25 protein-coding genes and 1 pseudogene are annotated in these 25982 nt (G+C 57.1%); 17 read left to right on the forward strand and 9 right to left on the reverse strand.

Annotation, left to right across the window (positions count from 1 at the left end; translation table 11 throughout):
• Nucleotides 1-232 precede the first annotated feature (232 nt).
• The 4 genes from hslO to EH164_RS01590 all read right to left on the reverse strand — a co-directional run bounded on the left by hslO (nucleotide 233) and on the right by EH164_RS01590 (nucleotide 4416).
• Nucleotides 233-1111, reverse strand: coding sequence for an Hsp33 family molecular chaperone HslO (hslO, locus tag EH164_RS01575; RefSeq protein WP_054802627.1), 879 nt, complete (start codon nucleotides 1109-1111; stop codon nucleotides 233-235).
• A gap of 24 nt (nucleotides 1112-1135) precedes the next feature.
• Complete coding sequence (gene hslR, locus EH164_RS01580) at nucleotides 1136-1537, reverse strand: ribosome-associated heat shock protein Hsp15 (RefSeq protein WP_023481974.1); 402 nt, start codon at nucleotides 1535-1537, stop codon at nucleotides 1136-1138.
• Complete coding sequence (gene yrfG / locus EH164_RS01585) at nucleotides 1537-2214, reverse strand: GMP/IMP nucleotidase (protein ID WP_124967117.1); 678 nt, start codon at nucleotides 2212-2214, stop codon at nucleotides 1537-1539. Before yrfG ends, hslR begins: the two co-directional genes overlap by 1 nt.
• A 66-nt stretch (nucleotides 2215-2280) precedes the next feature.
• Nucleotides 2281-4416, reverse strand: a complete 2136-nt coding sequence (locus tag EH164_RS01590) for an intracellular growth attenuator family protein (RefSeq protein WP_124967118.1) — start codon at nucleotides 4414-4416, stop codon at nucleotides 2281-2283.
• A gap of 317 nt (nucleotides 4417-4733) precedes the next feature.
• Between EH164_RS01590 and nudE the strand changes: the two genes are divergently transcribed.
• Nucleotides 4734-5294 (forward strand): ADP compounds hydrolase NudE, encoded by a 561-nt coding sequence (gene nudE / locus EH164_RS01595; protein ID WP_124967119.1) that lies wholly within the window; start codon nucleotides 4734-4736, stop codon nucleotides 5292-5294.
• A gap of 66 nt (nucleotides 5295-5360) precedes the next feature.
• On the opposite strand, the gene mrcA is transcribed toward nudE, so the two are convergent.
• Nucleotides 5361-7913 carry a peptidoglycan glycosyltransferase/peptidoglycan DD-transpeptidase MrcA gene (mrcA, locus tag EH164_RS01600; protein WP_124967120.1) on the reverse strand — a complete coding sequence of 851 codons (2553 nt, stop codon included), beginning with the start codon at nucleotides 7911-7913 and terminating at the stop codon, nucleotides 5361-5363.
• A gap of 119 nt (nucleotides 7914-8032) precedes the next feature.
• On the opposite strand from mrcA, the gene EH164_RS01605 reads away from it, so the two are divergent.
• The 12 genes from EH164_RS01605 (at nucleotide 8033) to trpS (ending at nucleotide 18119) form a co-directional block, all read left to right on the forward strand.
• Nucleotides 8033-8818, forward strand: a complete 786-nt coding sequence (locus tag EH164_RS01605; RefSeq protein WP_124967121.1) for a DNA utilization protein HofM — start codon at nucleotides 8033-8035, stop codon at nucleotides 8816-8818.
• A complete protein-coding gene (locus EH164_RS01610; RefSeq protein ID WP_124967122.1) occupies nucleotides 8818-9357 on the forward strand; it encodes a PilN domain-containing protein in 540 nt (179 codons plus the stop codon). Before EH164_RS01605 ends, EH164_RS01610 begins: the two co-directional genes overlap by 1 nt.
• Nucleotides 9341-9802 (forward strand): hypothetical protein, encoded by a 462-nt coding sequence (locus EH164_RS01615; protein WP_241174997.1) that lies wholly within the window; start codon nucleotides 9341-9343, stop codon nucleotides 9800-9802. The genes EH164_RS01610 and EH164_RS01615 overlap by 17 nt, the downstream gene beginning before the upstream one ends.
• Nucleotides 9792-10139 (forward strand): HofP DNA utilization family protein, encoded by a 348-nt coding sequence (locus tag EH164_RS01620; protein WP_124967123.1) that lies wholly within the window; start codon nucleotides 9792-9794, stop codon nucleotides 10137-10139. Before EH164_RS01615 ends, EH164_RS01620 begins: the two co-directional genes overlap by 11 nt.
• Nucleotides 10105-11340, forward strand: a complete 1236-nt coding sequence (gene hofQ, locus EH164_RS01625) for a DNA uptake porin HofQ (protein WP_124967124.1) — start codon at nucleotides 10105-10107, stop codon at nucleotides 11338-11340. Before EH164_RS01620 ends, hofQ begins: the two co-directional genes overlap by 35 nt.
• A gap of 286 nt (nucleotides 11341-11626) precedes the next feature.
• Entirely contained in the window at nucleotides 11627-12148 is a 522-nt protein-coding gene (gene aroK, locus EH164_RS01635; protein WP_002920267.1) for a shikimate kinase AroK, read from the forward strand.
• Between the two features lie 54 nt (nucleotides 12149-12202).
• The gene (gene aroB / locus EH164_RS01640; RefSeq protein WP_124967125.1) at nucleotides 12203-13291 is read left to right on the forward strand and encodes a 3-dehydroquinate synthase; all 1089 of its coding nucleotides are present in this window, start codon (nucleotides 12203-12205) and stop codon (nucleotides 13289-13291) included.
• A gap of 87 nt (nucleotides 13292-13378) precedes the next feature.
• On the forward strand, nucleotides 13379-14740 hold the full coding sequence (gene damX, locus EH164_RS01645; RefSeq protein WP_124967126.1) for a cell division protein DamX: 1362 nt from the start codon (nucleotides 13379-13381) through the stop codon (nucleotides 14738-14740).
• Nucleotides 14741-14807: 67 nt separating this feature from the next.
• The gene (gene dam, locus EH164_RS01650) at nucleotides 14808-15635 is read left to right on the forward strand and encodes an adenine-specific DNA-methyltransferase (RefSeq protein ID WP_023482009.1); all 828 of its coding nucleotides are present in this window, start codon (nucleotides 14808-14810) and stop codon (nucleotides 15633-15635) included.
• A 55-nt stretch (nucleotides 15636-15690) separates the two neighbouring features.
• Nucleotides 15691-16368 (forward strand): ribulose-phosphate 3-epimerase, encoded by a 678-nt coding sequence (gene rpe / locus EH164_RS01655; RefSeq protein ID WP_023482084.1) that lies wholly within the window; start codon nucleotides 15691-15693, stop codon nucleotides 16366-16368.
• Nucleotides 16361-17122, forward strand: a complete 762-nt coding sequence (gene gph, locus EH164_RS01660) for a phosphoglycolate phosphatase (protein WP_023482033.1) — start codon at nucleotides 16361-16363, stop codon at nucleotides 17120-17122. The genes rpe and gph overlap by 8 nt, the downstream gene beginning before the upstream one ends.
• A complete protein-coding gene (gene trpS, locus EH164_RS01665) occupies nucleotides 17115-18119 on the forward strand; it encodes a tryptophan--tRNA ligase (protein ID WP_042717438.1) in 1005 nt (334 codons plus the stop codon). The genes gph and trpS overlap by 8 nt, the downstream gene beginning before the upstream one ends.
• Nucleotides 18120-18267: 148 nt before the next feature.
• Here the strand turns inward: trpS and EH164_RS22880 are convergent.
• The 4 genes and pseudogenes from EH164_RS22880 to nirB all read right to left on the reverse strand — a co-directional run.
• Nucleotides 18268-18377: pseudogene (locus EH164_RS22880) on the reverse strand (hypothetical protein); the annotation flags it as partial.
• Nucleotides 18378-18471: 94 nt separating this feature from the next.
• Nucleotides 18472-19836 (reverse strand): siroheme synthase CysG, encoded by a 1365-nt coding sequence (cysG, locus tag EH164_RS01670; protein WP_124967127.1) that lies wholly within the window; start codon nucleotides 19834-19836, stop codon nucleotides 18472-18474.
• Nucleotides 19837-19959: 123 nt separating this feature from the next.
• Entirely contained in the window at nucleotides 19960-20286 is a 327-nt protein-coding gene (gene nirD, locus EH164_RS01675) for a nitrite reductase small subunit NirD (protein ID WP_042717441.1), read from the reverse strand.
• Nucleotides 20283-22826, reverse strand: coding sequence for a nitrite reductase large subunit NirB (gene nirB / locus EH164_RS01680; protein WP_124967128.1), 2544 nt, complete (start codon nucleotides 22824-22826; stop codon nucleotides 20283-20285). Before nirB ends, nirD begins: the two co-directional genes overlap by 4 nt.
• A 240-nt stretch (nucleotides 22827-23066) precedes the next feature.
• On the opposite strand from nirB, the gene EH164_RS01685 reads away from it, so the two are divergent.
• From EH164_RS01685 to EH164_RS01700, 4 genes are all read left to right on the forward strand, one after another.
• A complete protein-coding gene (locus tag EH164_RS01685; protein WP_124967129.1) occupies nucleotides 23067-24365 on the forward strand; it encodes a cytosine deaminase in 1299 nt (432 codons plus the stop codon).
• A 155-nt stretch (nucleotides 24366-24520) separates the two neighbouring features.
• Nucleotides 24521-25093, forward strand: coding sequence for a peptidylprolyl isomerase A (gene ppiA, locus EH164_RS01690; protein ID WP_023482023.1), 573 nt, complete (start codon nucleotides 24521-24523; stop codon nucleotides 25091-25093).
• Between the two features lie 125 nt (nucleotides 25094-25218).
• Entirely contained in the window at nucleotides 25219-25389 is a 171-nt protein-coding gene (locus EH164_RS01695) for a YhfG family protein (RefSeq protein WP_023482040.1), read from the forward strand.
• Nucleotides 25379-25981: a putative adenosine monophosphate-protein transferase Fic gene (locus EH164_RS01700; RefSeq protein WP_124967130.1), complete on the forward strand. Its 603-nt coding sequence runs from the start codon at nucleotides 25379-25381 to the stop codon at nucleotides 25979-25981. Before EH164_RS01695 ends, EH164_RS01700 begins: the two co-directional genes overlap by 11 nt.
• Nucleotide 25982: the final 1 nt, after the last annotated feature.

Below are 25982 nucleotides of genomic sequence, written 5' to 3' on the forward strand. Positions count from 1 at the left end.
TGACGAAAACGCTGTGATTGAGGTCACTTAACGGCACGGATTATGCCAAAATTTATTACATTCATCGGGGAAATGTTCTTAAAACGGCGCGGGACGGCATTTTTAACCTTTGCTTTGTGACTGTAATCGCTTTCATGAAAGAGAATTACGTAACACTTACAGGCAGGATTTTAACGGAAACGTGATCGGCGAGACAAAAACGCCGCCCGGAGGCGGCGATTAATAACTGCTATCAATGAACCTGGGGGTCAGCAGGGGAGGCGTTATTGCGGATCTCCGCAATATCCATCGCATTGAAGAGGTAGTGGTTGCCGCAATAATCGCAGTGCATATCGATTTCGCCCTCTTCGGCGAGGATGCTGTCCACTTCTTCATCCGGCAGGGTTTTCAGCGCGCCAGCGCAACGCTCGCGCGAGCAGGTGCACTTAAACTCAACATCCTGCGGATCGTAAAGGGTGACCTCTTCTTCATGATAGAGACGCCACAGCACTTCATTCGCCGGCAGGGTAAAGAGCTCTTCCGCTTTGACGGTTTCCGTCAGCACGGCCAGGTGCTCAAAGTCTTCCGCCTGGGTATCCTGCGCGGGCAGCACCTGTAACAGCATACCGCCTGCCGCTGGCTGGCCTTCGACATCACCGGTGCGGATAAACAAGCGCGTCGGCAGCTGTTCAGAGCGCTGGAAGTAATCCTCCAGGCATTCGGCCAGCGTTTCGCCTTCAAGGCCAACCACGCCCTGGTAGCGCTCGCCCTCTTCCGGCGTAATGGTAATCACCAGATAACCGTTACCCACCAGCGTTTTCAGGCTTGCATCGTCCGCGATCTCGCCCTGTACGCGCGCGACGCCGCGCATCTGCTGACGGTTGTTGCCGTTGATCACCGCAAGGCTCATCGGGCCATCGCCCTGCACCTGCACGGTAATATCACCGGCAAACTTCAGCGTTGCGGTCAGCAGGCTGGTGGCGACCAGCAACTCGCCGAGCAGGTTCTTCACCGGCAGGGGATAGTTGTGGTTTTCCAGCACCTCTTTCCAGGTGTTGGAGACGGTTACCAGCTCGCCGCGCACGGCATAGTTTTCAAAAAGGTAGCGGTGTAATTGGTCTTGATTGGCCATGTTTTTCTCTCTTGCGGGTGCGCGTTACTCGCTGCCACCGGATTTAAATTTCATCAGATCGCGGCGCTCCTTCTTATCCGGGCGGCGATCGGGGTGCGGCATGGTCAGCGCATTGAGCTTGCGGGCCTGGGCCATTTTTTCGCGTTTCTCAATGCTCTCTGCCGTCTCTTCATACAGTTCAACGGCTTCGCTTGCCGGACGGCGCTGATCGGTAATCCTTTTTACGATCACGGTTCGCTCATCATTGCCCTGACGCAGGGTCAGGGTAGCGTTCAGCTCGACGATTTTACTCGGCTTGCTGCGTTGCCCGTTGTAGTGCACCTTTCCGCCGTCGATCATCTCGCGGGCAAAGGCGCGGGTTTTATAAAAACGCGCTGCCCAGAGCCATTTATCCAGGCGGACCTCTTGCGCAGGCTGCTGTTTCATTACATCTCCTTTAGAAGCGAGGGAAGTAAGCGGCGGTAGTCGTTCATGGCCGGATGGCGCAAATAGCGCTTATCCGCCAACCCGGAGTCTGGATTGGCGACGCCGAGACAGTAGCGAATACCAAATGTCGCGGCGGCATCGAGAATCGGCTCGCTGTCATCAATGAACAGCGTCCGCGCGGGATCAAGGCCGGTATGAGTGGCGACAGCCTGCCACAAGCGCTGATCCTCTTTCGGATAACCAAATGTATGGGTGGAAAGTAATAAATCAAGGTGCGCCGCCAGACCCGTGTGTTCAAGCTTAACCGCCAGGTTATGCGGGTGCGCGTTGGTCAGCAAAATGCGGCGCTTGCCGCTTTCTTTCAACGCTTCAAGAAACGGAACCGTATCTTCACGCAGTACGGCGCGCGCCCCTTGTTGGGTAGTCATGGCGCAAATATCCAGCCCAAGCCGTTCGCTCCAGTAGTCCAGACAGTACCAGTTTAGCGTATGCTGCACGTCGTGATAGGCCTGGCTGATGGCGCTTTGCGCCTCTTGCGGCGTTAAACCCGTTTTCTCACCGTAGGTTTGTGGCACCAGCTGTTGCCAGAAATAGTTATCGAAGGCGAGATCGAGCAGCGTGCCGTCCATGTCCAGCAGAACGGTATCAACGTCCTGCCAGGCAATATCAATGTGCATGAGAAGGGCTCCAGCCAGAGAAAAATCTGCGCGAAAGGTTAACACAGCTCGCGCAGCAGATCGTTATCAGCCGAGGCTATCTTCGCTGGGGATGAGGCGGGGGTTCAGGCAGCTTTCGTAGTACTGCTGGATCTCTTCAATACGCGTGCGGTTACGCTGGTAGCGGCGCAGTGCCAGCACGCCATTGTAGATGCTGGATATGAGCATTGCTGCCAGCAGCAGGGTTGTCGCGGCATAGCGCCACAAACCGGCGGCATCCGGCATGCGGTGCAGGCTGATATGTTTGGTGCCGTTGGCATCGGTCACAAGGCTGGTGATGATCCCCTCAGCGTGGAACGGCGTCTGCATCAGCATCTGCGCCAGGCGCTGGAACTCGGCCCACTGCTCCTGCGCCGGGTAGTCGTAGAGCGCCATCGGCGGCCACGGCTGATCGACCAGTTCATTACCCTCTTCGCTAACAATCAAAAAGCCGCCCGGTGCCGGGCTGTTCAGCGCCTGCGCCGCGCGTGTGGTTTCACGCATAATAAACGGCGCGGTTGAAGTGGTGACCAGGTTGTCGAGGGACTCTGCGCTCACCGGGCGCAGCAGAACGTTCACCCCGGTAAGCTTACCTTCGCTGGCGCGTTTGGTCAGCGTCTCCCAATCCTTGCTGTTGCCGAGGTTTACCAGCGCATTCTTCAGGCGCAGACACTCATCTTCAGCCGAGCAGAGCTCCTGTGTTTTCAGCACGATATCAGCGAAATCATCCAGCAGAACCATGCCGGATTTTTGAATGGCGGAGCGTAACACCGGGCTGACGCGGGAATCCTCTTCCGTGGTCGGATGCAGCTGCTGGCTGACTGCCTGCGCCAGCGCGGTGGCTTTGGTCACAATATCCGATTCCGGCAACGGCAGGGGAGGGGCGTTATTCCAGATAATCTGCGAGCAGTCGAACGGCGTGAACGGCGACGTCTGGCGCGAGGCCCAGTTGCTCTGCGTGTGGATGTTACACATCCCGGTACCGCTGATGCGCAGCGTATCGCCAATGCGCAGCCCAGCGGCTTCAAGCTGATTGACGCTGCTGGCTTCAACGGTCTGCGCGCCTTTGATCCATGAAACGGTGAATTTGATCGGCATATCCAGCGGCACCCAGATGAGCAGCATTGCCAGCACCACCAGCGAGCCGAGCGCGATCACCGCGCTGCGCACCCAGTGCTGAAGCGGGAAATTTTTTACCTCGTCATGCAGTGACAAAAAGCGCCCCTGACGCACGACGTGACGATCAAGATAGATATCGATATCGGTTTGCTGGCCCAGATCGCGGGTGATAAAGGGCTGCCAGTGTTTTGGATAAATCAGATCGATAATACCGAGCGAGATGTTGTTCATCTGCTCCTGATTATTTTCACCGAACAGCCCCCAGCGCTTTGGCGTCCCGCGCAGACAGTGGATTTCTCGCAGCGTGTTTTTTGCTGGCGGCGCATAAAGCCCCCATAGCCCGGCCGCCAGCAGCAACACGCCGCCGCCCGCCATCCACGGAACAAAGACTTCCGGCGACGCGAGGCAGAAGAAGAACATCAGGAATGAGGCGCAGATCAGCAGCGCTTCGCGCATGCCATCCGGGCGGTTCAGCGTATGTTCATAGGGGCTTTCGCGGCGAATATTGAGCAGCTCAATCTGCTCACTCTCTTCACCGCGGATCGCCGAATGGGTTGAGCCAATATGCTGCAGTTCGCTGCCGCGCTCTTCATACATATATTCGCTAAGCGTGTGCCCATTAAGAGCAATCACCAGCGGCATGGAGTCGGTGCGAATCAGCTCAACATTATTCTCATCATTAATATATTGCTCCCATGATGGCGGGAGATGGACCTCGACGGAGTCCAGGTAGTAGCGCCATTTATTCGGCGCGTCGGTTGTGATGCCGTAGCGCGTGATGGGATGAGCGACAAACAGCACCGTATTACTGTGTGCTGTAAGTTTAATTGGGACAGGAGCGGCAGTCGCACCAGTCGGGCCAGGGGTATTTTGGGTACGGGAAAGCGATTCCAGGTAGCGTTCGACGGCGTCGCGCTCTTCTGGAGTCAATTTGCGAGCCGTCGCGCCGGAGAATGCCGGTAAATAAGGCAGTCGGTATCGACGTTGCGACCTGTACCTGTAAATCCATCCGGCGAGGAATGCGCAGGCCAGCATAGCAGCTAAAAAAATCAAAATGGTGCTCATGCTTTCCCCATCTTACTTTTTCAAACAGGTGTAGTCAGTTGCACCCTTCCCGTAAATATCTAATGTGGTTGGCCGCGATAAGCAAGAAATTAACTTGAGTATTTTTAAGCGCATACCATCGTTGGGAAGAATAGCAAAAGCACCCTGGCGGGAATATCAGCAAATTCTTAGTTTTATTTCAAGCTATTGACTTTTTAGTGAAAATGCGAATTGATTTCAGATAGGTTGCAAGAATGTAAATAAGCGGCAAAGGAGATTGCCCAGGGCGTGCGTAGTGTCGCACAATAACGAAAGTTTCTCTGCAAAGACCGATAATAATGAGCAAATCATTGCAAAAACCCACCATTCTCAACGTCGAAACCGTGGCTTCGTCACGACTTTTTAACGTCGAAAGCGTGGATCTGGAATTTAGCAACGGTGTGCGTCGGGTCTATGAACGCATGCGTCCCTCTAATCGTGAAGCGGTGATGATTGTGCCGATCATCGACGATCACCTGATTCTGATCCGCGAATATGCGGTCGGCACAGAATCCTACGAGCTGGGCTTCTCCAAAGGCCTGATCGACGAGGGTGAAAATATATATGAAGCGGCCAACCGCGAGCTAAAGGAAGAGGTTGGATTTGGCGCGAACGAGCTCACTTTTCTGAAGAAACTGAGCATGGCGCCCTCCTACTTCTCCAGCAAAATGAATATCCTGGTGGCGGAAAATCTCTATCCTGAATCCCTCCCGGGCGATGAGCCTGAGCCGCTGCCGCAGGTGCGCTGGCCGTTAAAGCATTTAATGGACCTGCTTGAAGACCCCGACTTCCATGAAGCCCGCAATGTCAGCGCGCTCTTCTTAGTGCGTGAGTGGCTCAAAGGGCAGGGGCGGCTTTAACCGCAGCAATCAATAAAAGAAAAGGGCGCGAAAGCGCCCTTTTTACATCTCTGTCCAGCGGCTGCGTTAAAACAGCTCGTGCGTCTCGCCATTATCGATAAGCGTGGTGCCCGCTTCATGAACCGCCTGCTGAGTCGGCTGTGTTCCTTCGATAAAGTACTCCTGACGGCTGCTACCGCCGTTGGCTAACTGCCCGGTACTGCGGTCAATATTGACCGTCACCACGCCCGGCGGCGGCGTAAGCGGATCTTCCGGAACGCCTTCCAGCACGGCTTTCATATAAGCATCCCATGCCGGCTGCGCACTCTTCGCGCCGCCTTCATAGCCGGAGATCTGATCCTTAATCGCGCCGGAAGCACTGGTGCGGCCGAGGTTGCGGCGGTGATCGTCAAAACCAATCCACACCGATGTCACCACGCCCGGACCATAACCTGAGAACCAGGCATCTTTCGAGCTGTTGGTGGTGCCGGTTTTGCCGCCGATATCATTGCGCTTTAGATCGCGACCCGCGCGCCAGCCGGTACCTTGCCAGCCCGGTTCACCGAAGACGTTACTGTTCAGCGCGCTCTTGATCAGGAAGGAGAGCGGCGTACTGATGACGTGCGGCGCATACTCTTCCGCGCCGGTGCGTTCAACCAGCGCCTGGTTTGCCTGCTCCAGCTGCGGCATCGGGACGGCAGGGTTTTGCTGCTCCTGCGAGGTCGCGACGTTCTCCATATCCTTGTTTTCCAGCACGTTCGACTTCGGCGTTTCGCCGTAAATCACCGGAATATCGCAACTGGCGCAGGCGACTTTCGGACGCGCTTCAAACAGCTTATCACCCTGAACATTCTCGATTTTGCTGATGAAATAGGGATCAACCAGGAAGCCGCCGTTGGCCATCACCGCATAACCGCGAGCCACCTGCAGCGGAGTAAAGGAGGCAGAGCCGAGCGCTAAAGATTCGGTATGCACAATGTTCTGCGCCGGGAAACCAAAACGCTGCAGATACTCCGCCGCGTAATCAACGCCCATCGCACGCATCGCGCGTACCATCACCACGTTTTTCGATTGCCCCAGACCCTGGCGCAGACGGATCGGCCCGGCATACTCATCCGGCGAGTTCTTCGGCCGCCAGTCGGAGCCCGCACCCGCATCCCAGCGCGAAATCGGCGCATCGTTAAGGATGCTCGCCAGCGTCAGGCCTTTATCCATCGCAGCGGTATAAAGGAACGGTTTGATGTTCGAACCCACCTGGCGCAGCGCTTGTGTGGCGCGGTTGAACTTGCTCTGGTTGAAATCGAAACCACCCACCAGCGCCATTACTGCGCCGTTATGCGGGTTGATCGACACAAGCGCTGAGTTGACGTCCGGCACCTGTCCCAGCCACCAGCTGTCGCCAACCTGGCGAACCCAAATCTGCTGACCCACCTGAACGGCATCGGTCACTTTGCGCGGCGTCGGGCCCTGTTGCGTATCCGAGCGGTAAGGGCGCGCCCAGCGCACACCTTCCATCTTCAGCGAGACCGTTGAACCGTCCGCCAGCATTGCGGTCGCTTCCTGCGGGTTTGCACTGGTAACAACGGCAGGCGAGAGCGGTCCGTAAGTTGGCAGCGCTTTCAGAGAGTCCGTGATCTTTTTACTCTCCCACGCCGCTTCGCCCACTTTCCACAACACGTTCGACGGCCCGCGATAGCCGTGACGCATGTCGTAATCCATCACGTTATTACGTACCGCATCCTGCGCGGCCTGCTGCACTTTACGTGTGACGGTGGTGTAAACGCGGTAACCATCTTCGTAGGCTTTATCACCGTAGCGGCTCACCATCTCCTGGCGCACCATCTCAGAGAGATAAGGGGCAGAGAAGGCGATTTCCGGCGCATGGTAATTGGCATCGATAGCTTCGCTACGGGCTTCATCAGCCTGCTGCTCGCTGATATACCCTTCGCTCTGCATACGCGCCAGCACTACGTTACGTCGCGCGGTAGCACGTTCGAGAGAGTAGAGCGGGTTAAAGGTAGAGGGTGCTTTCGGCAGCCCGGCAATCACTGCGATTTCGCTTAAGGTGAGCTGGTCAACGCTTTTACCAAAGTAGACCTGCGCCGCCGCACCCACGCCGTAAGCGCGGTAGCCGAGATAAATTTTATTGAGGTAGAGCTCGAGAATTTCGTCTTTGCTCAGCAGCTGCTCAATGCGGATCGCCAGGAACACCTCTTTGATTTTACGCATCATCGTGCGTTCCGGGCTTAAGAAGAAGTTACGCGCCAGCTGCTGCGTAATGGTACTTGCGCCCTGAGAGGCGTGGCCGGAGAAGAGCGCCACGCTGGCCGCACGGAAGATCCCGACCGGGTCGACGCCGTGATGCTCATAAAAGCGGCTGTCTTCCGTAGCGATAAAGGCTTTCACCATTACCGGCGGAATGTGATCCAGCGTCAACGGGATACGGCGCTTTTCACCGTACTGCGCGATCAGCTCGCCGTCGGCGCTATAGACCTGCATTGGAATCTGCAGCCGGACATCCTTCAGCGTGGCGACGTCAGGTAACTGCGGCTCAATATATTTGTACAGACCGTAAATCGAGCCTGCTCCCAACAGAATGCAAAAGACTGCAAGGATGAATAAATACTTTACGAACTTCACTGGAGATTTCCCATTTAGAGTCACTTGGGCAGTTTATAAACAACCGCGCGGTAGTATAAAGGCAAGCCTTGAGCATTGATATAGCGTCCGCCAGCGAGACGATAAGGAGATCGTAATTTATGACATTCAGGCATTGGCAAATTGGTGTGCATATTCAACAGGATGGCGTCTTTATCGTGGCGCTTTCCGCCGGGCGTTACGGGCGGGCGCTGCGCCGCTGGTGGCACCTTCCGCTGCCCAGTGGCGCGGTGGTTCAGGGGCGGATTAAGGCACCGGAGCAGTTGCTTGATGCTCTGCGCCCCTGGCGTCATGCTTTGCCGCAGCGCCACTGCGCGCGTATCGCTTTTCCTGCCGGACAAACCCTACAGCGAAGATTGCCGCGCCCGGCGGTGACGCTGCGTGAACCTGCGCTGACCAGCTGGGTTTCACAGGCGATGGCGCGCGAGCTGGAGATGGCGCAAAGCGATCTCTGCTTCGACTTCACTGAGGATGAGCCCGTCAGAAGCTACGGCGTGACCGCGGCGCAGAACCGGGATATCGCCGCGCTGCTGGAGATCGCGCAGCAGCTTTCACTCCATCTCTCCTCCATCACGCCCGATGCCTGTGCCCTTCAGCCGCTGCTGCCCTCGTTAGCGGCACCGGCGCGCTGTCTTGCCTGGTGCGATGAGCGCCAGTGGCTCTGGGCGACCAAAGAGAGCTGGGGGCGGCGAGCACGTGAAGAGGCGCAAGATGTCACGGAGCTTGGCGCACTGCTCGCGCTTCCCCCGGATGAAATTATCCAATGTGGCGAAGGCGCGGGTGAGTTTGACTGCTGGGGCGCAGTGCCGTCGCGCCAGCCGCCGCTACCGGATGCAAGCCAGCGCTATGCCGTTGCGTTGGGGCTGGCGATCGCCAGGGGGTACTAATGCGCCCTATGGTCAATTTTATGCCGTGGCGGCAGCTGCAGCGGCGGCGCTGTTTGCGCTTCTGGATGGCGATAGCGGCGTTAAGCGTGGTGAGCCTGTCGTTGGGCTGTACGCTGTGGCATGCGCAGCGCGCTCAGGCCGGGCGTAGCGGTACACTCTGGCTCGCGGCGGATAGGGCACTGCTGGCGGCGCTGCATGCACAAGAAGAGCCGCTCCGTCTGCGGCAACAGCTGTGGCAGCAGGCGCAGGAGAAAGCACGTCGGCGGCAGATAACAACCGCCTGGCGGCAAACGCTGCTCACCCTTGCGGCTGCGCTACCGGAAAACGCCTGGCTGACAGAGCTGCGCTGGCGGCAGAACCAGCTTGAAATCCACGGGCTGGCGCGCGCCGTCAGCGCGCTGCGCGAGTTCGAGCCGCGGCTGCAAAAGGTGGCGGGGTTTCATCTTCTGCCGATGGGAAGCGCCTCGCGCGATGGGCAGGGGCTGTGGCAATTCACCTATCAGCTGAGCCGGGAGCAGGTCGATGGCGCTAAACCCTGACGTGTGGCTCGCACTTTCGCCCCGTATGCGGGCGATCTGCTGGCTGGCCGTAACGCTTAGCGGCGTGCTGCTTATTGGGTGGTTCGCCATCCGACCGCTCAATCAGGCGCAACGCCTTACGCTCCGCCAGCAGAGCGTGCTCCAGCCGGAATTACAGGCCGAGTGGCGAAAGCTCCGCGCGCTGGCGCCGCCTGAAGAGCAAAACGGTCCCACAGAGGTACGCCGTTTTAGCCCGCTCGACTTTCACGGCCAGTCGCGGCAACTGTTGCGCTGGCAGCCGATGCAGGGCGGCGGTGAACTGGTGCTGGAAAGCCGCTGGCCGCAGGCCGTGGAGACCTTTTCACTGCTGGCGGAGCGCGGTATGCAGATCCCGGCATTTTCCCTCTCCGCCAGCGAAAACGGGCTGCGTTTTACACTGCAACTGGAGCATGACGATGATGGTTAAACGCCTGCTTTTTACCTTTGGGATCGTCACTGTGCTGTGCGGTATGCGCGATCCTTTTCAGCCCCCACCGGATCGCTGCCAGATTGGGCAACTCCGCGCCTGGCAGCTGTACGGTGTTATTGAAAGCGGGCAGCGGCTGGCCATCATCCGCGATGCGGCGGGGCGCTGGCACCGGGTGCGCGTGGGCGACACGCTGTCACCCGGCTGGCGTGTTATCGCCATCGAAACAGATGAGACAGAGATAGCAACAGGGAAGGCGTGCGCCCCCTCAACATGGCGCTGGAAACGAAAAGGAACTCAGGATGAGAAAATGGATAGCGAGCGTCGTGCTCTTTAGTCTGCCGCTGGCCTTTGTCAGAGCTACGCCTCTGGTGACGATGAGCGTTGACGAGGTGCCGGTCGCGCAGGTGCTGCAGGCGCTGGCGACGCTGGAAAAACAGAATATTGTTATCCCGCCGGAGGTGAGCGGTGTCGTCTCTCTTAGCCTGACGGAAGTACCCTGGTTACAGGCGATGCAGACCGTCGCGGCCAGCGCAGGGTTAACTCTGAACCAACAGGGCGCTATCTGGCAGGTGCATACCGCATCGTGGCAGCAGCAGAAGCAGGCGGAGCGCGAGGCGGAGCAGGCGCGGCGTAAAAAGAGTGCACCAACGCTGACGCGCGGCATTGTGTTACGCCACGCGAATGCCGCCGAGCTGGCAAAAGCCGCAGAGAAGCTTATCAGTGCCCAGGGGAGCATCACCGTCGATGCGCGCCTTAACCGCTTACTGGTACGTGATAATAAAGAGAGCCTCGCCGCGCTGGAAAAGTGGGTCGCGCAGATGGATCTGCCCGTTGAGCAGGTCGAACTGGCGGCCTGGATCGTCACTATTAATGAAAAAAGCCTGCGCGAGCTTGGCGTGAAGTGGGGGCTCGGGCAAGAGCCAGCGGCCATGCGCGGGCAGGTGAGTACTCTGGCGGCAGATCACAGCGTCGCCAGCGCCACGACGCGCATCGGCTTTAATATCGGCAGCATCAATGCGCGTCTTCTCGAGCTTGAGCTTTCCGCGCTGGAACAAAAGCAGCAACTGGAGATTATCGCCAGCCCGCGCCTGCTGGCCTCACATTTGCAGCCCGCAAGCATCAAGCAGGGGAGTGAAATTCCTTACCAGGTGGCAAATGGGGAGAGCGGCAATACGGCGGTTGAGTTTAAAGAAGCGGTGCTGGGCATGGAAGTGACCCCAACGGTGCTGCCCGATGGGCGGGTACGCCTGAAGTTACGCATTAGCCAGAATATGCCCGGCCAGGTACTGCAACAGGCCGGAGGCGAAGCGCTGGCGATTGATAAGCAGGAGATTGAAACCGTGGTAGAGGTGAAAAGCGGCGAAACGCTGGCATTGGGTGGTATCTTCTCGCAAAAGAAGCGTAACGGCAGAGCCCAGGTTCCGGGTCTTGGCGCTATTCCCGGCTTTGGTCGTCTGTTTCGTCAGGAGGCAAAAGAGGGAGATCGCCGCGAACTGGTGGTCTTTATTACCCCCAGGCTGGCAGCGGTACATTAAATCTGCCGTAACGCCCCTTTTTCGCCGTAACTTGGCCCAGGTGTTTGACGTGGGAGATGATTTAGCTTACAAGGAGTACCGATTTGAGTGTCAGCGGTCTCCGTATAATAAAGGGCGGTAAGAGGGATAACGTGTTTATTCAGTTGCCAAACAAGCCGGAGTACTGAGATAATTTTCGATCTGACTCTCGCACTATCGCATATGAGGTTTCAGTTCATGTCCTGCTACGCCGTACGTTTGCGAAGCGGGTTTATCATCAACGAATAGTCTTAGTAGTACCGAAAAAATGGCAGAGAAACGCAATATCTTTCTGGTTGGGCCTATGGGTGCCGGCAAAAGCACTATTGGGCGTCAGTTAGCTCAACAACTCAATATGGAATTTTACGATTCTGATCAAGAGATTGAGAAACGAACCGGAGCTGATGTGGGCTGGGTCTTCGATGTTGAAGGTGAAGAAGGTTTCCGCGATCGCGAGGAAAAGATCATCAATGAGCTGACGGAGAAGCAGGGCATCGTTCTGGCGACCGGCGGCGGCTCTGTGAAATCCCGCGAAACCCGTAATCGTCTCTCCGCCCGCGGTGTAGTGGTGTATCTGGAAACCACTATCGAGAAGCAACTGGCACGTACTCAACGTGATAAAAAACGTCCCCTGCTGCAGGTGGACGCGCCGCCGCGTGAAGTGTTGGAAGCGCTGGCCGACGAACGCAATCCGCTCTATGAAGAGATTGCCGACGTGACCATTCGTACTGACGATCAGAGCGCGAAAGTGGTGGCGAACCAGATTATTCATATGCTGGAAAGCAACTAAATCAGGCTTAATAGACGGCCTGTAGGTTTAAGCAACTAAGGTGGATGTCGCGTCATGGAGAGGATCACCGTTACTCTCGGGGAACGTAGTTACCCTATCACCATCGCGGCTGGTTTGTTTAACGACCCAGCTTCCTTCGCGCCCCTGAAGTCTGGTGATCAGGTTATGCTGGTCACCAACGAAACCCTGGCACCGCTCTACCTTGATAAGGTGCGTAGCGTGCTGGAACAGGCCGGCGTTAATGTCGATAGCGTGATCCTGCCTGACGGCGAGCAGTACAAAAGCCTGGCGGTGATGGACACGGTGTTCACCGCACTGTTGCAAAAACCTCATGGGCGCGATACCACACTGGTCGCGCTCGGCGGCGGCGTAATCGGCGATTTGACCGGTTTTGCTGCGGCCAGCTATCAGCGCGGCGTGCGCTTTATCCAGGTGCCGACCACGCTCCTTTCTCAGGTTGACTCCTCCGTTGGCGGTAAAACGGCGGTAAACCACCCCCTTGGCAAAAACATGATTGGCGCGTTCTATCAGCCCGCGTCCGTTGTGGTCGATCTCGACTGCCTGGCAACCCTACCTGCCCGTGAACTCTCCTCCGGTCTTGCGGAAGTGATCAAATACGGCATTATTCTCGACGGCGCGTTCTTTAGCTGGCTGGAAGAGAATATGGACGCTCTGCTGCGCCTTGATGGCGCGGCGCTGGCTTACTGTATCCGTCGCTGCTGCGAACTGAAAGCGGATGTCGTTGCCGCCGATGAGCGCGAAAACGGCTTACGTGCTTTACTCAATCTTGGACATACTTTCGGCCATGCGATTGAGGCGGAGATGGGCTACGGTAACTGGCTTCACGGCGAAGCCGTCGCTGCCGGAATGGTGATGGCGGCACACGCGTCAGAACGCCTCGGGCAGTTTAGCGCAGCAGATACGCAGCGCATCAAAGCGTTGTTAAAACGCGCCGGTTTACCCGTTGAGGGTCCGCGTGAAATGGCGGCGCAGGCTTACCTGCCGCACATGATGCGCGATAAAAAAGTGTTAGCGGGAGAGCTGCGTTTAGTGCTTCCGCTGGCCATAGGGAAGAGTGAAGTTCGCGGCGGAGTGTCGCACGACGTAGTACTTAGCGCTATTGCTGATTGCCAGCAGGCGTAACGATAAGAAAGGTCTGTTCACGCGCTGCGTGGCGTTTAACTTCGGGCGATATGCATCAGTGGCATACGCCTTTGTGTGGGGTGTTAAATGGATGAATTCAAACCAGAAGACGAGCTGAAACCCGATCCCAGCGATCGTCGTACTGGTCGTTCTCGTCAATCTTCCGAGCGTGTCGATGAGCCGCAGATCAACTTTGATGAGGTTGATGTTGATGCCGACGATCGCCGTCCTGCGCGTTCGCGCCGGGTGCGTGATGAGCGCGAAGAGGAGAGCTATCAAGAAGATGAAGCCGCTCTGGACGAGGAGCCGCAGGAGCGTCGCCCGCGTAAGCGTAAGAAAGCCGCTGCCGCTGCGAAGCCAGCGTCCCGCCAGTATGTGATGATGGGCGTCGGTATTCTGGTGTTACTGCTGCTGATTATTGGCATCGGCTCTGCGCTGAAATCCCCCGCGCCTGCAAACAACGAACAAAACACGTCGGGCGAGAAAAATATCGATCTCGGCGCGACGAACAACACTGCCGGTAACAGCGGCAACGCCGCCGATCAGGCAAATGGCGCACAGCCCGCACCGGGCGCGTCGCCGTCTCAGGCACAGAACGCAGGCAGCGCACCGGCTCAGCAGGATGTGACGCTGCCGCCGATCTCCTCGACGCCGTCGCAAGGCCAGCCATCCGCTACGCCGGAAGGGCAAAATCGTGTAGAAGTGCAGGGCGATCTTAACAGCGCACTGTCGCAACCGCAGGGCCAGACACAGCTTGATAGCGCGGCCAGTTCGACGCTGCCGACCGAACCAGCAACGGTTGCACCGATTCATAACGGCAATGGCAACAGCAATTCCAACGCCGCGCGTAATCAGCAGCAGCCAGCGTCCGGTGAAAGCCGGACTACGGCACCGCGTAACGAACGCAAGCAGATGGTGATTGAGCCGAAGCCAGCCGCCAAAACGCCGGTAGCGAAAAGCGAGCCGAAAGCGGAATCCCGCCCGGTTGCTCAACCGCCGAAGCGCACGGAAAGCACCGCTTCTGCGCCAGTGAAAGCGCCTGCGACAACGTCGACAGCAGCACCGTCAACGTCAACGGCCGCATCCACACCGGCTCAGCCGAAAACCACGGCTCCGGCGGCGAGCGCAAGCAGCGCACCTGCTGCCAGCGGCACGGCTTCTACCGGCAATGTCGGTGCGCTGAAGTCGGCTCCGGGTAACCACTACACCCTGCAGCTGAGCAGTTCATCGAACTACAACAACCTCAATGCGTGGGCGAAGAAAGAGAACCTGAAAAACTTCGTGGTCTACCAGACAACGCGTAACGGTCAGCCGTGGTATGTGCTGGTGAGCGGCGTCTATGCCTCGAAAGATGATGCTAAACGCGCCGTTTCCGCGCTGCCAGCGGATGTGCAGGCGAAAAACCCGTGGGCGAAGCCGCTGCATCAGGTTCAGGCCGATCTGAAGTAATGTGTAAAGCGCAGGATGCTGTCGGAGCTTTCTCCACAGCCGGAGAGAGTGTAAGTAATCAGTCAGCATGAAAAAGAATCGCGCTTTTCTAAAATGGGCAGGGGGGAAATACCCCCTGCTCGACGATATCGGTAGGCACTTGCCCAAGGGAGAGTGCCTCATCGAGCCTTTCGTTGGCGCGGGCTCGGTGTTTCTCAACACCTCCTACTCCCGCTATATCCTTGCAGATATCAACAGCGACTTAATCAGCCTCTATAACATCGTTAAAGAGCGCCCTGATGAGTATGTTCACCACGCGCGCGCGCTGTTTGTGCCCGCGGTGAACCAGTCCGAAGTCTATTACCAGCTGCGTCAGGAGTTTAACCAGTGCCAGGAGCCGTTCCGGCGCGCGCTGCTGTTTTTATACCTTAACCGGCATGGCTACAATGGTCTGTGTCGTTACAACCTGCGCGGGGAGTTTAACGTGCCGTTCGGGCGCTATAAAAAGCCCTACTTCCCGGAAGCGGAGTTGTACCACTTTGCAGAAAAAGCGCAGAATGCCTTCTTTTACTGCGAATCTTACGCCGAGAGTATGGCGCGCGCGGATGCGAACTCGGTGGTCTATTGCGATCCGCCCTATGCGCCGCTCTCTGCGACAGCCAACTTTACGGCGTACCATACCAATAGCTTTACCCTTGAGCAGCAGGCTCATCTTGCCGCGATTGCGGAGAGCCTGGTGCAGAACCGAATCCCGGTATTGATTTCCAACCATGACACGCTGCTGACGCGTGAATGGTACAGTCAGGCGAAATTGCACGTGGTGAAAGTGCGACGCAGTATCAGCAGTAATGGCGGGACGCGTAAAAAAGTGGATGAGCTACTGGCGCTCTATCGCCCGGCTCCCGCGCCTCGCTAACCCTGCGTTCACCGCGCCGCCGCCTGCCGAAACCTACTTTCTCAAGGAGATGCGGATGAAACAGTATTTAATTGCCCCTTCGATTCTGTCGGCTGACTTTGCTCGCCTGGGCGAAGACACCGCCAGCGTACTGGCCGCGGGCGGCGACGTTGTCCATTTCGACGTGATGGACAACCACTACGTACCGAACCTGACCATCGGCCCGATGGTGCTGAAAGCGCTGCGCAACTACGGCATCACCGCGCCTATCGATGTGCACCTGATGGTGAAACCGGTCGACCGCCTGGTGCCGGACTTCGCCGAAGCCGGGGCAAGCATTATCACCTTTCATCCTGAAGCTTCTGAACATATCGACCGCACGCTACAACTGATCAAAGAGCACGGCTGCAAAGCGGGGCTGGTATTTAACCCGGCGACGCCGCTCAGCTATCTCGATCATGTTATGGACAAGCTGGATGTGATCCTGCTGATGTCCGTTAACCCCGGTTTTGGTGGTCAATCCTTCATTCCCCATACGCTCGACAAGCTGCGCGAAGTGCGTCGTCGCATCGACGCGTCCGGCCTTGATATCCGTCTCGAAGTGGATGGCGGCGTGAAAGCGAGCAATATCGGCGAGATCGCGGCAGCCGGCGCAGATATGTTTGTGGCGGGCTCGGCGATCTTCAATCAGCCGGATTACAAACAGGTTATTGATGAAATGCGTAGCGAACTGGCGAAGGTAAGTCATGGATAAATTGCAGTCGATTCGGGGTGTCGCGTTCGATCTCGACGGCACATTAGTGGACAGCGCGCCGGGGCTAACGGCCGCCGTAGATAGCGCGCTGTATGCCCTTGAGCTGCCGCAGGCTGGCGAAGCGCGCGTGATTACCTGGATTGGTAACGGTGCCGATGTATTGATGGAGCGCGCCTTCAACTGGGCTCGCCAGGAGCGTGCTATTCAGCGCGCCTCGCAGGGCAAGCCCGATATTGATACCGGCGATGTGCCGCAGGCCGAGCAGATCGCTATGCTGCGTAAGCTCTTCAATCGCTACTACGAAGAGACCGTGGAGGAGGGCAGTTTCCTGTTCCCGGACGTGGCGCAAACTCTCGCGGCGCTGCACGAAAAAGGGCTGCCGCTGGCGCTGGTGACCAACAAGCCGACGCCGTTTGTCGCGCCGCTGCTGGACGCGCTGGAGATCGCCCACTACTTCACTTTTGTTGTCGGTGGCGATGATGTAGTGAATAAGAAGCCGCACCCGGAGCCGCTGCTGCTGGTGTGCGACAAGCTATCGATTCAGCCCCATGAGTTACTCTTCGTTGGCGATTCCCGCAACGATATCCGCGCCGCGCAGGCGGCAGGCAGCGTCTCCGTTGGCCTGACCTACGGCTATAACTATGGTGAAGCGATTACCCTAAGCGAGCCGGACTACGTCTTCGACCGCTTTAACGATTTACTGCCCGCGCTCGGGCTCCCGCTCAGTGAACATCAGGAAATGAAAAATGACTAAGCCCATCGTTTTTAGTGGCGCACAGCCCTCAGGTGAATTGACCATTGGCAACTACATGGGTGCGCTGCGTCAGTGGGTGAACATGCAGGACGACTATCACTGTATCTACTGCATCGTTGACCTGCATGCCATTACCGCGCGTCAGGATCCGGAGAAGCTGCGCAAAGCGACGCTGGATACGCTGGCGCTCTACCTGGCGTGCGGCATTGACCCGCAGAAAAGCACGATCTTTGTGCAGTCCCACGTTCCTGAGCATGCCCAGCTGGGTTGGGCGCTGAACTGCTACACCTACTTCGGCGAGCTGAGCCGTATGACGCAGTTCAAAGATAAATCCGCACGCTATTCAGAAAACATCAACGCCGGCCTGTTTGACTACCCGGTGCTGATGGCGGCAGACATTCTGCTTTACCAGACCAACCAGGTGCCGGTCGGCGAAGACCAGAAGCAGCATCTGGAGCTGAGCCGCGATATCGCCCAGCGCTTCAACGCCATTTATGGCGATGTGTTTAAAGTGCCTGAGCCGTTTATTCCGAAGTCCGGTGCGCGCGTGATGTCGCTGCTGGAGCCGACGAAAAAGATGTCCAAGTCGGACGATAACCGCAACAACGTGATTGGCCTGCTGGAAGATCCGAAGTCGGTGGTGAAGAAGATCAAACGCGCCGTGACTGACTCCGACGAGCCGCCGGTGGTGCGTTACGATGTGGCGAACAAAGCGGGCGTCTCTAACCTGCTCGATATCCTCTCCGCCGTGAACGGCCAGAGCATCGCCGAGCTGGAGCAGCACTTTGAAGGCAAGATGTATGGCCATTTGAAGGGCGAAGTGGCGGACGCGGTTTCCGGCATGCTGACAGAGTTGCAGGAGCGTTACCATCGCTATCGTAATGATGAAGCTTTCCTGCAGCAGATCATGCGCGAAGGTGCGGAAAAAGCGAGCGCGCACGCTTCAGAAACCCTGAAGAAGGTGTACGAAGCGATTGGTTTTGTCGCGAAGCCGTAAGCGGAATAAGCTCGGTTTTGTAGGCCTGATAAGCGCAGCGCCATCAGGCATTGTGCCGGGCGCTGATTGCCGGATGGCGGCATAAATGCCTTATCCGGCCTACGTTTAGCGCGTTTTGTAGGCCTGATAAGCGCAGCGTCATCAGGCATTATGCCGGGCGTTGATTGCCGGATGGCGGCATAAATGCCTTATCCGGCCTACGGATTAGCATGGTTTTGTAGGCCTGATAAGCGCAGCGCCATCAGGCATTATGCCGGGCGTTGATTGCCGGATGGCGGCATAACGCCTTATCCGGCCTACGTTTAGCGCGTTTTGTAGGCCTGATAAGCGCAGCGCCATCAGGCATTGTCTCTTAAAACCACTTCAACTTATCGCGTAACGCGACAACCCTGCCGACGATAATCAACGACGGGCTTTTCACCTGCTGCGCCAGCTCGCCAAGCTGCGACAACGCGCCGCTCACCACCCGCTGCTGCACCGATGTGCCATTTTCCACCAGCGCTACCGGCATATCCGCCTGCATACCGTGCGCGATCAACTGCTCCTGAATCGCCGCCGCCTGATTCAATCCCATATAGAACACCAGCGTCTGCTTCTCTGCCGCCAGGTTAGCCCAGTCCAGCTCGCCGCCGGTTTTCAGGTGGCCCGTGACCAGCCGCACGCTCTGAGCGTAATCCCGGTGAGTCAACGGAATGCCCGAGTAAGCCGAACAGCCGGAAGCCGCTGTAATCCCTGGCACAACCGAGAAGGGAATGCCCGCATGGCAGAGCGTTTCCAGCTCTTCGCCGCCGCGCCCAAAAATAAAGGGATCGCCGCCTTTTAACCGCACCACGCGCTTCCCGCTTTGCGCCTCGCGCAGCAGGATCTGATTGATCTCCTCCTGCGGCACGCAGTGATAGCCCGCACGTTTACCGACAAACACGCGGTCGGCGTCGCGGCGCACCAGATTCATGATCTCATCGGAGACCAGACGGTCATACACCACCACATCCGCCTGCTGGATTTGCTGTAAGCCTTTCAGCGTCAACAGCCCGGCATCGCCAGGCCCCGCGCCCACCAGCACCACTTCACCGCGGTTATCCAGCGGCTCGTTCAGCATCTGCTCGGTGATGCTCTCCACGGCGGTCATATTTTGATTGGCCAGCGATTGTGCCAGCCGATCGTTAACGAACAGCTTTTCCCAGAAACGACGGCGCTCGCTCATGGTGGCGAAATGGCGCTTCACGCGGCTGCGCAGTTGCCCGGCAAACTTCGCCACGTGCCCAAGATGTTGCGGCAGCAGTGACTCCAGCTTCTCGCGCAGCAAACGCGCCAGCACCGGCGATGTGCCGCCGGAGGAGATCGCCACCATCAGCGGCGAACGGTCGATGATCGACGGCATGATAAAGCTCGCTTCTTTCGGCGCATCAACCACATTGCAGAAGATGCGGCGAGCTTCTGCCGCGTCGCTGACCCGCTGGTTCACCGCGTCGTTATCTGTGGCGGCAATCGCCAGCCAGCACTCATCCAGCAGCGTTTCGCTAAACTCGCCTTCGACCAGCGTCAGCATGCCTTCGGCGGCCCAGGCGGTAAATTGAGGAATAAAGGAGAGGGCATTGACGGTGAGCTGCGCGCCCGCATCCAACAACAGACGCGCTTTGCGCTCCGCGACGTCGCCGCCGCCGACCAGCAGACAGGCGCGTCCCCGTAATTGACAGAAAATTGGCAGGTGATCCACGACATTACCCCGGAATTGTAGTTATAGGCTGAAGCGGGCGCCGCGCGGCGAGAACCGCGGGCGCTGAGCATGAGCCGTAGCATAACAGCAAGCTGTCGCTACGGCCGTTGAGAGGGCAGGGGATTATGCTTTGATCTGCACCTCACCATCCTTCACTCGTGCTTCAAAATGGGCAACTGAACGGCTTTCATCTTCCATGCAGAGGCCATCGCGTAGACGGAAGCGCTGTTTTTTTAACGGACTGGCAACCCACAGTTCGCCCTGATGTTCGGCGATAATGCCGCGAGAGAGCACGCTCGACTGAAAAAAGGGATCGATATTGCTGATGGCGTAAACCTGGTCATCGTGACGCGGGCGGAAAATTGCCACCTGCTCACCATTGACCAGCGCGCAGACGCCGGTTGCCGGGACGATATCATCGATATTGCAAACGCTGTTCCACTGGCTCATGCGTTCTCCTCCACTAACATCACCGGAATACGTTCATAGGGTGTCGCCGGGCGATGCTGAGCGCGCTCCGGAACCACCTGCACGTTCGGGTCGCGGCGATCGCTGTTGATAAAGTGTTTGAAGCGCGTTTGCGCCGCCGGGTTGTTGACGGTTTCCGTCCACTCGCAAATCACCGCTTCGCGCAGGCGGGTCATCTCTGCTTCCAGCTGTGCATCAAAGCCCAGTTTGTCGTCGATGATAACGCTGCGCAGATAGTTGATGCCGCCTTCCATCCCCTCAAGCCACGAGGCGGTACGGGTCAGTTTGTCGGCAGTGCGAATGTAGAACATCATAAAGCGGTCGAGGTAACGCAGCAGGGTCTCGCGATCGAGGTCCGCCGCCAGCAGATCCGCATGGCGCGGTTTCATGCCGCCGTTACCGCACACATAGAGGTTCCAGCCTTTTTCCGTGGCGATGATCCCCACGTCTTTCCCCTGCGCTTCCGCACATTCACGGGTACAGCCGGAGACGCCGAACTTCATTTTGTGCGGAGTACGGATGCCTTTGTAACGGTTTTCCAGCTCGACGCCGAACCCGACGCTATCGCCGACGCCATAGCGGCACCAGGTCGAGCCGACGCAGGTTTTCGCCATACGCAGCGCTTTGGCGTAGGCGTGACCGGTTTCGAACCCGGCATTGATTAACTGACGCCAGATTTCCGGCAGATCGTCTTTTTGCGCGCCGAACAGGCCGATACGCTGCGAGCCGGTAATTTTGGTATAGAGATTGAACTCCCGCGCGATGCGGCCCACTTCCATCAGCCCTTCCGGCGTGATTTCACCGCCTGCAGAGCGCGGAATAACGGAGTAGGTGCCATCTTTCTGGATATTGGCGAGGAAGTTGTCGTTGGTATCCTGCAACGGCGTGTGCTGCGGTTTCAGGATGTACTCGTTCCAGCAGGAGGCAAGCAGCGAGCCAACGGTCGGTTTACACACTTCACAGCCGTAGCCGGTCCCGTATTTCGCCAGCAGTTCGTCGAAGGTTTTAATCCCTTCCACCTGGATGAGGTGGAACAGCTCCTGGCGGGAGTAGGCAAAATGTTCACACAGGTTATTGGTGATTTCGATACCCTGTTTCGCCAGCTCGGCGTTCAGCACCTGCGTAACCAGCGGAATACAGCCGCCGCAGCCGGTTCCGGCTTTGGTTTCCGCTTTCAGTGCGGCCACGGTGTGGCAGCCTTTATTGATAGCGGTAATCAGGTCGCCTTTGGTGACGTCGAAGCAGGAGCAGATTTGCGCGCTGTCCGGCAACTTATCGACGCCAATTGAAGGTTTACCGCCGCTGGCATGCGCCGGCAGGATCAGCGCGTCGGGGTTTTCCGGCAGTTCGATGGCGTTGAGCACCAGTTGCAGCAGGTTGCCGTAATCGCTGGTGTCGCCAACCAGTACGGCGCCGAGCAGAGTTTTGTTATCCGGGCTGACAATCAGGCGTTTATAGACTTCTTTGCTTTCGTCGAGGTAGACATAGCTGCGAGCGCCCGGTGTGCGGCCGTGTGCATCGCCGATACCGCCGACATCCACGCCGAGCAGTTTCAGCTTGGCGCTAAGATCTGCGCCTTCAAAGGCGTTTTGTGTGCCGAGAATATGGTCAACCGTCACCTGCGCCATTTTGTAGCCTGGCGCGACCAGACCATAAACGCGGTTGTTCCAGCTGGCGCACTCGCCGATAGCATAAATATTGGGATCGGAGGTCTGGCAGCAGTCGTTGATCATGATGCCGCCGCGCGGGGCAACTTCAAGCCCGCACTGGGTCGCCAGTTTATCGCGTGGACGGATGCCGGTCGAGAATACGATAAAGTCCACTTCCAGCTCGCTGCCGTCGGCGAAGCGCATGGTTTTGCGCGCCTCAACGCCCTCCTGCACGATCTCTTTGGTGTTTTTGCTGGTGTGCACGCGCACGCCCATGCTTTCGATTTTACGTCTTAACTGCTCGCCACCCATCTGATCGAGCTGTTCTGCCATCAGCATCGGGGCGAATTCGATAACGTGGGTTTCGACGCCTAAGTTTTTCAGCGCGCCTGCGGCTTCCAGACCCAGCAGGCCGCCGCCAACCACCGCGCCACGGCGGCTACGACGCGCGCATGACTCAATGGCATTCAAATCTTCAATGGTGCGATAAACAAAACAGTCCTGGGTTTCAGACCCTTTGATCGGCGGGATCCACGGGTAGGAGCCGGTGGCCATGATCAGCTTATCGTAATAGACCGTGCGGCCCGCGCTGGAGTGGATCACTTTTTCCTGGCGGTTGATGGTGATGGCGCGTTCGCCGACCAGCACTTTGACGCCATGTTTTTCGTAGAAGCCTTCGCGTACCAGCGACAGCTCTTCGGCTGTATGGTGGGAGAAATAGGATGACAGGTGGACGCGGTCGTAGGCTTTACGCGGCTCTTCACAGAATACGGTAATGTCGAACTGGCTGGCGTCGGCTTTGTCGAGAAGGTCCTCGATAAAGCGGTGGCCGACCATGCCGTTACCGATGATAGCGAGTTTGACTTTGCTCATTTTTGCCTCGATTTCTTTTTTACTACCTCCTACCTTAACGATTCAGCTTGCACGGTTATTGATGTATATCAATTACACCTTAGCCTACTCCCTAATGAGTATATTGCTGATTTTTCATGGTTTTTATAAGTATTGGATATCATTCATATTTATATGTTGAGGAATTTCTATACTGAAAGTGACGTTTTTTAGCACGAGGTTAGCTACGACATATCTGAGGGAGAAAGAGGAGGTAATGCGATGTCAGCAACACCACTATGGTTAGTGCAGAATGTGCACTTACCCGATCGCGAAGGAGTCTGGCAAATTGCCATTGAGAATGGGCGATTTGGCGAGATTACGCCGATGGGCGACGCCCAGAGCGAGACACTTGATGTGCTTGATGCCGGTGGCGGTTTAGCGCTGCCGCCGTTCGTCGAACCGCATATTCACCTGGACACCACGCAAACGGCTGGCGATCCCCGCTGGAACGAGTCCGGTACGCTGTTCGAAGGGATAGAGTGCTGGGCCGAACGTAAAGCGCAGCTCTGCCATCAGGACGTGAAAAAGCGCGCCTGGCAGACGTTGAAATGGCAAATGGCCAACGGTGTGCAGCATGTGCGCACCCACGTTGATGTTTCCGATCCGCTATTAACGGCGCTGAAAGCGATGCTGGAGGTCAAAGAGGAGGTCGCGCCGTGGATCGATCTACAAATTGTCGCCTTTCCACAGGAGGGCATTCTCTCCTACCCGAACGGTGCGGCGCTGTTAGAAAAAGCGCTTCAGCTGGGTGCCGATGTGGTCGGTGCGATTCCGCATTTTGAGTACACGCGTGAATATGGCATTGAATCACTCAATATTGCTTTCGACCTGGCGCGTGAGTATGAGCGCCCGCTGGATATCCACTGCGATGAGATTGATGATGAGCAGTCGCGCTTTGTTGAGACCGTCGCCGCGCTGGCGCTAGAAATGGAGATGGGCTCGCGCGTCACCGCCAGCCACACCACCGCCATGCACTCCTACAATGGCGCGTATACATCCCGTCTTTTCCGCCTGCTGCAACGTTCCGGCATCAATTTCGTGGCCAACCCGCTGGTCAATATTCATCTTCAAGGGCGGTTTGATGACTACCCGAAACGGCGGGGCGTGACGCGGGTGAAAGAGTTGATGGCGGCAGGGATGAATGTCTGTTTCGGTCACGATGATGTGTTCGATCCCTGGTATCCGCTTGGCACCGGCAATATGTTGCAGGTGCTGCATATGGGTCTGCATGTTTGTCAGCTGATGGGCTATTCGCAGATTGAGCAGGGGCTGCAACTCATCACTCATAACAGCGCGAAAACGCTGGGATTAAAAGAGTATAGCATTGCGCCAGGTCTGCCTGCCAATATGATCATTTTGCCGGTTGAAAATGGCTTTGAAGCGGTGCGTTGCCAGTCTCCGGTGCGCTGGTCAATTCGTCACGGACGCATTATTGCCAGTACGCAACCTGCGCAGAGCTGGGTACGGATGGAGGAGGGATGCGAAGAGGTGCATTTTAATCGGATGCCGCAAGCGTAGCGGCGTGCCAGGCCGTTAAGACGCACGAATTTGGCGGTCTGGCGTTACATCTGTTACCAAATACGTAAAATTAAGTAAAAGGCTGGCCTGCTGGCTGACTGCTCTTTAGAATCAAGCCACTCGCTTTCGTTACTGCACTTCGTTAAGGAAACCTTATGGTTAAATCGACTCTGGCGGCTATGGCGGCTCTGCTCGCCCTTTCTGCTCTCTCTCCTGCTGCGCTGGCCGCAAAAGGCGACCCGCATGTTCTGCTCACTACCTCCGCCGGTAATATCGAACTGGAGCTGAACAATCAGAAAGCCCCTGTGTCGGTGAAAAACTTCCTTGATTACGTGAATAACGGTTTTTATAACAACACCACTTTCCATCGCGTTATTCCTGGTTTTATGGTTCAGGGCGGCGGCTTTAACGAGCAGATGCAGCAGAAACAGCCTAACCCGCCTATCAAGAACGAAGCGGATAACGGCCTGCGCAACACGCGCGGTACCATTGCTATGGCGCGGACTGCGGATAAAGACAGCGCGACCAGCCAGTTCTTTATCAACGTTGCGGATAACGCTTTCCTGGATCATGGCCAGCGTGACTTTGGCTACGCGGTATTTGGCAAAGTGGTAAAAGGCATGGACGTTGCCGATAAGATCTCCCAGGTACCGACGCACGATGTTGGCCCGTATCAGAATGTCCCGTCAAAACCGGTTGTTATCCTCTCCGCGAAAGTGCTGCCATAAGTTTCCTCCACACGGGCTTTGCGGCCCGTGTTTTACCGCTTCCCTGCGTAACCCGAAATTACTGCTTATAATTTTTTGGGCATGTACATCATTTGGGTATGTATATCGCTTAACTGGGAGGCGCTATGCCGAAAAAACTCACCGACAGGCAAAAATCCCGACTCTGGGAGCAGCAGCGCAACATCAATTTTCAGGCCAGCCGTCGGCTGGAGGGCGTTGATAGCGAGCTTGTTACGCTGAATGCGGAAGAGGCCACTTTACGTCTTGAAGAGCTGCGGAGGCAAAATGAGCGATAAATTCGGCGACGGGCGCGACCCGTATCTTTTCCCGGGCCTGAAAGTGATGCGCAATCGCCTCGGCATTCGCAATGCTAAGGGGCTGGAGAAGGAGGCGTATCAGTTCACCGCGCTGCGTGCTGCAACCCTGGAACTGGGGCCGATTGCCCGCGGGCTGCCGCATCTTTGCGCCATTCACCGCCATCTTTACCAGGATGTGTTCGACTGGGCCGGGCAGATCCGCGAAGTCGATATCTACGAGGGCGATACCCGCTTCTGCCACTTCGAGTATATCGAGAAAGAGGGCAATACCCTGATGCAGCAGCTCGAAGATGAGGAGTGGCTCGTCGGGCTTGAAAAAGAGGAGTTTATCGCACGCCTGGCGCATTACTACTGCGAAATTAACGTCCTGCACCCGTTCCGCCTGGGTAATGGTATTGCGCAGCGTATCTTCTTCGAACAGCTGGCGCTGCATGCGGGCTTCTCGCTCGACTGGCGAGATATCGATCCCGACGACTGGCGCAACGCCAACCAGGCGGGTGCGATGGGCGATCTTGAACCGTTAACTGCAATTTTCAGCCAGGTGGTGAGCGAGGCGCGCGAGGGCGAGTAAA

It is taken from the genome of Kosakonia sp. CCTCC M2018092 (assembly GCF_003864115.1).
GTDB lineage: Bacteria > Pseudomonadota > Gammaproteobacteria > Enterobacterales > Enterobacteriaceae > Kosakonia > Kosakonia cowanii.

Excerpts from the sequence above, each read along its gene's own strand:
- nirB (WP_124967128.1), bottom strand. The coding sequence starts at position 22,826 with ATGAGCAAAGTCAAACTCGCTATCATCGGTAACGGCATGGTCGGCCAC.
- EH164_RS01700 (WP_124967130.1), top strand. The coding sequence starts at position 25,379 with ATGAGCGATAAATTCGGCGACGGGCGCGACCCGTATCTTTTCCCGGGC.
- EH164_RS01610 (WP_124967122.1), top strand. The coding sequence starts at position 8,818 with ATGCGCCCTATGGTCAATTTTATGCCGTGGCGGCAGCTGCAGCGGCGG.
- hslO (WP_054802627.1), bottom strand. The coding sequence starts at position 1,111 with ATGGCCAATCAAGACCAATTACACCGCTACCTTTTTGAAAACTATGCC.
- yrfG (WP_124967117.1), bottom strand. The coding sequence starts at position 2,214 with ATGCACATTGATATTGCCTGGCAGGACGTTGATACCGTTCTGCTGGAC.
- aroK (WP_002920267.1), top strand. The coding sequence starts at position 11,627 with ATGGCAGAGAAACGCAATATCTTTCTGGTTGGGCCTATGGGTGCCGGC.
- hslR (WP_023481974.1), bottom strand. The coding sequence starts at position 1,537 with ATGAAACAGCAGCCTGCGCAAGAGGTCCGCCTGGATAAATGGCTCTGG.
- trpS (WP_042717438.1), top strand. The coding sequence starts at position 17,115 with ATGACTAAGCCCATCGTTTTTAGTGGCGCACAGCCCTCAGGTGAATTG.
- EH164_RS01685 (WP_124967129.1), top strand. The coding sequence starts at position 23,067 with ATGTCAGCAACACCACTATGGTTAGTGCAGAATGTGCACTTACCCGAT.
- nudE (WP_124967119.1), top strand. The coding sequence starts at position 4,734 with ATGAGCAAATCATTGCAAAAACCCACCATTCTCAACGTCGAAACCGTG.
- EH164_RS01590 (WP_124967118.1), bottom strand. The coding sequence starts at position 4,416 with ATGAGCACCATTTTGATTTTTTTAGCTGCTATGCTGGCCTGCGCATTC.
- EH164_RS01615 (WP_241174997.1), top strand. The coding sequence starts at position 9,341 with ATGGCGCTAAACCCTGACGTGTGGCTCGCACTTTCGCCCCGTATGCGG.
- dam (WP_023482009.1), top strand. The coding sequence starts at position 14,808 with ATGAAAAAGAATCGCGCTTTTCTAAAATGGGCAGGGGGGAAATACCCC.
- EH164_RS01605 (WP_124967121.1), top strand. The coding sequence starts at position 8,033 with ATGACATTCAGGCATTGGCAAATTGGTGTGCATATTCAACAGGATGGC.
- aroB (WP_124967125.1), top strand. The coding sequence starts at position 12,203 with ATGGAGAGGATCACCGTTACTCTCGGGGAACGTAGTTACCCTATCACC.
- nirD (WP_042717441.1), bottom strand. The coding sequence starts at position 20,286 with ATGAGCCAGTGGAACAGCGTTTGCAATATCGATGATATCGTCCCGGCA.
- EH164_RS01695 (WP_023482040.1), top strand. The coding sequence starts at position 25,219 with ATGCCGAAAAAACTCACCGACAGGCAAAAATCCCGACTCTGGGAGCAG.
- hofQ (WP_124967124.1), top strand. The coding sequence starts at position 10,105 with ATGAGAAAATGGATAGCGAGCGTCGTGCTCTTTAGTCTGCCGCTGGCC.
- ppiA (WP_023482023.1), top strand. The coding sequence starts at position 24,521 with ATGGTTAAATCGACTCTGGCGGCTATGGCGGCTCTGCTCGCCCTTTCT.
- gph (WP_023482033.1), top strand. The coding sequence starts at position 16,361 with ATGGATAAATTGCAGTCGATTCGGGGTGTCGCGTTCGATCTCGACGGC.
- damX (WP_124967126.1), top strand. The coding sequence starts at position 13,379 with ATGGATGAATTCAAACCAGAAGACGAGCTGAAACCCGATCCCAGCGAT.
- EH164_RS01620 (WP_124967123.1), top strand. The coding sequence starts at position 9,792 with ATGATGGTTAAACGCCTGCTTTTTACCTTTGGGATCGTCACTGTGCTG.
- rpe (WP_023482084.1), top strand. The coding sequence starts at position 15,691 with ATGAAACAGTATTTAATTGCCCCTTCGATTCTGTCGGCTGACTTTGCT.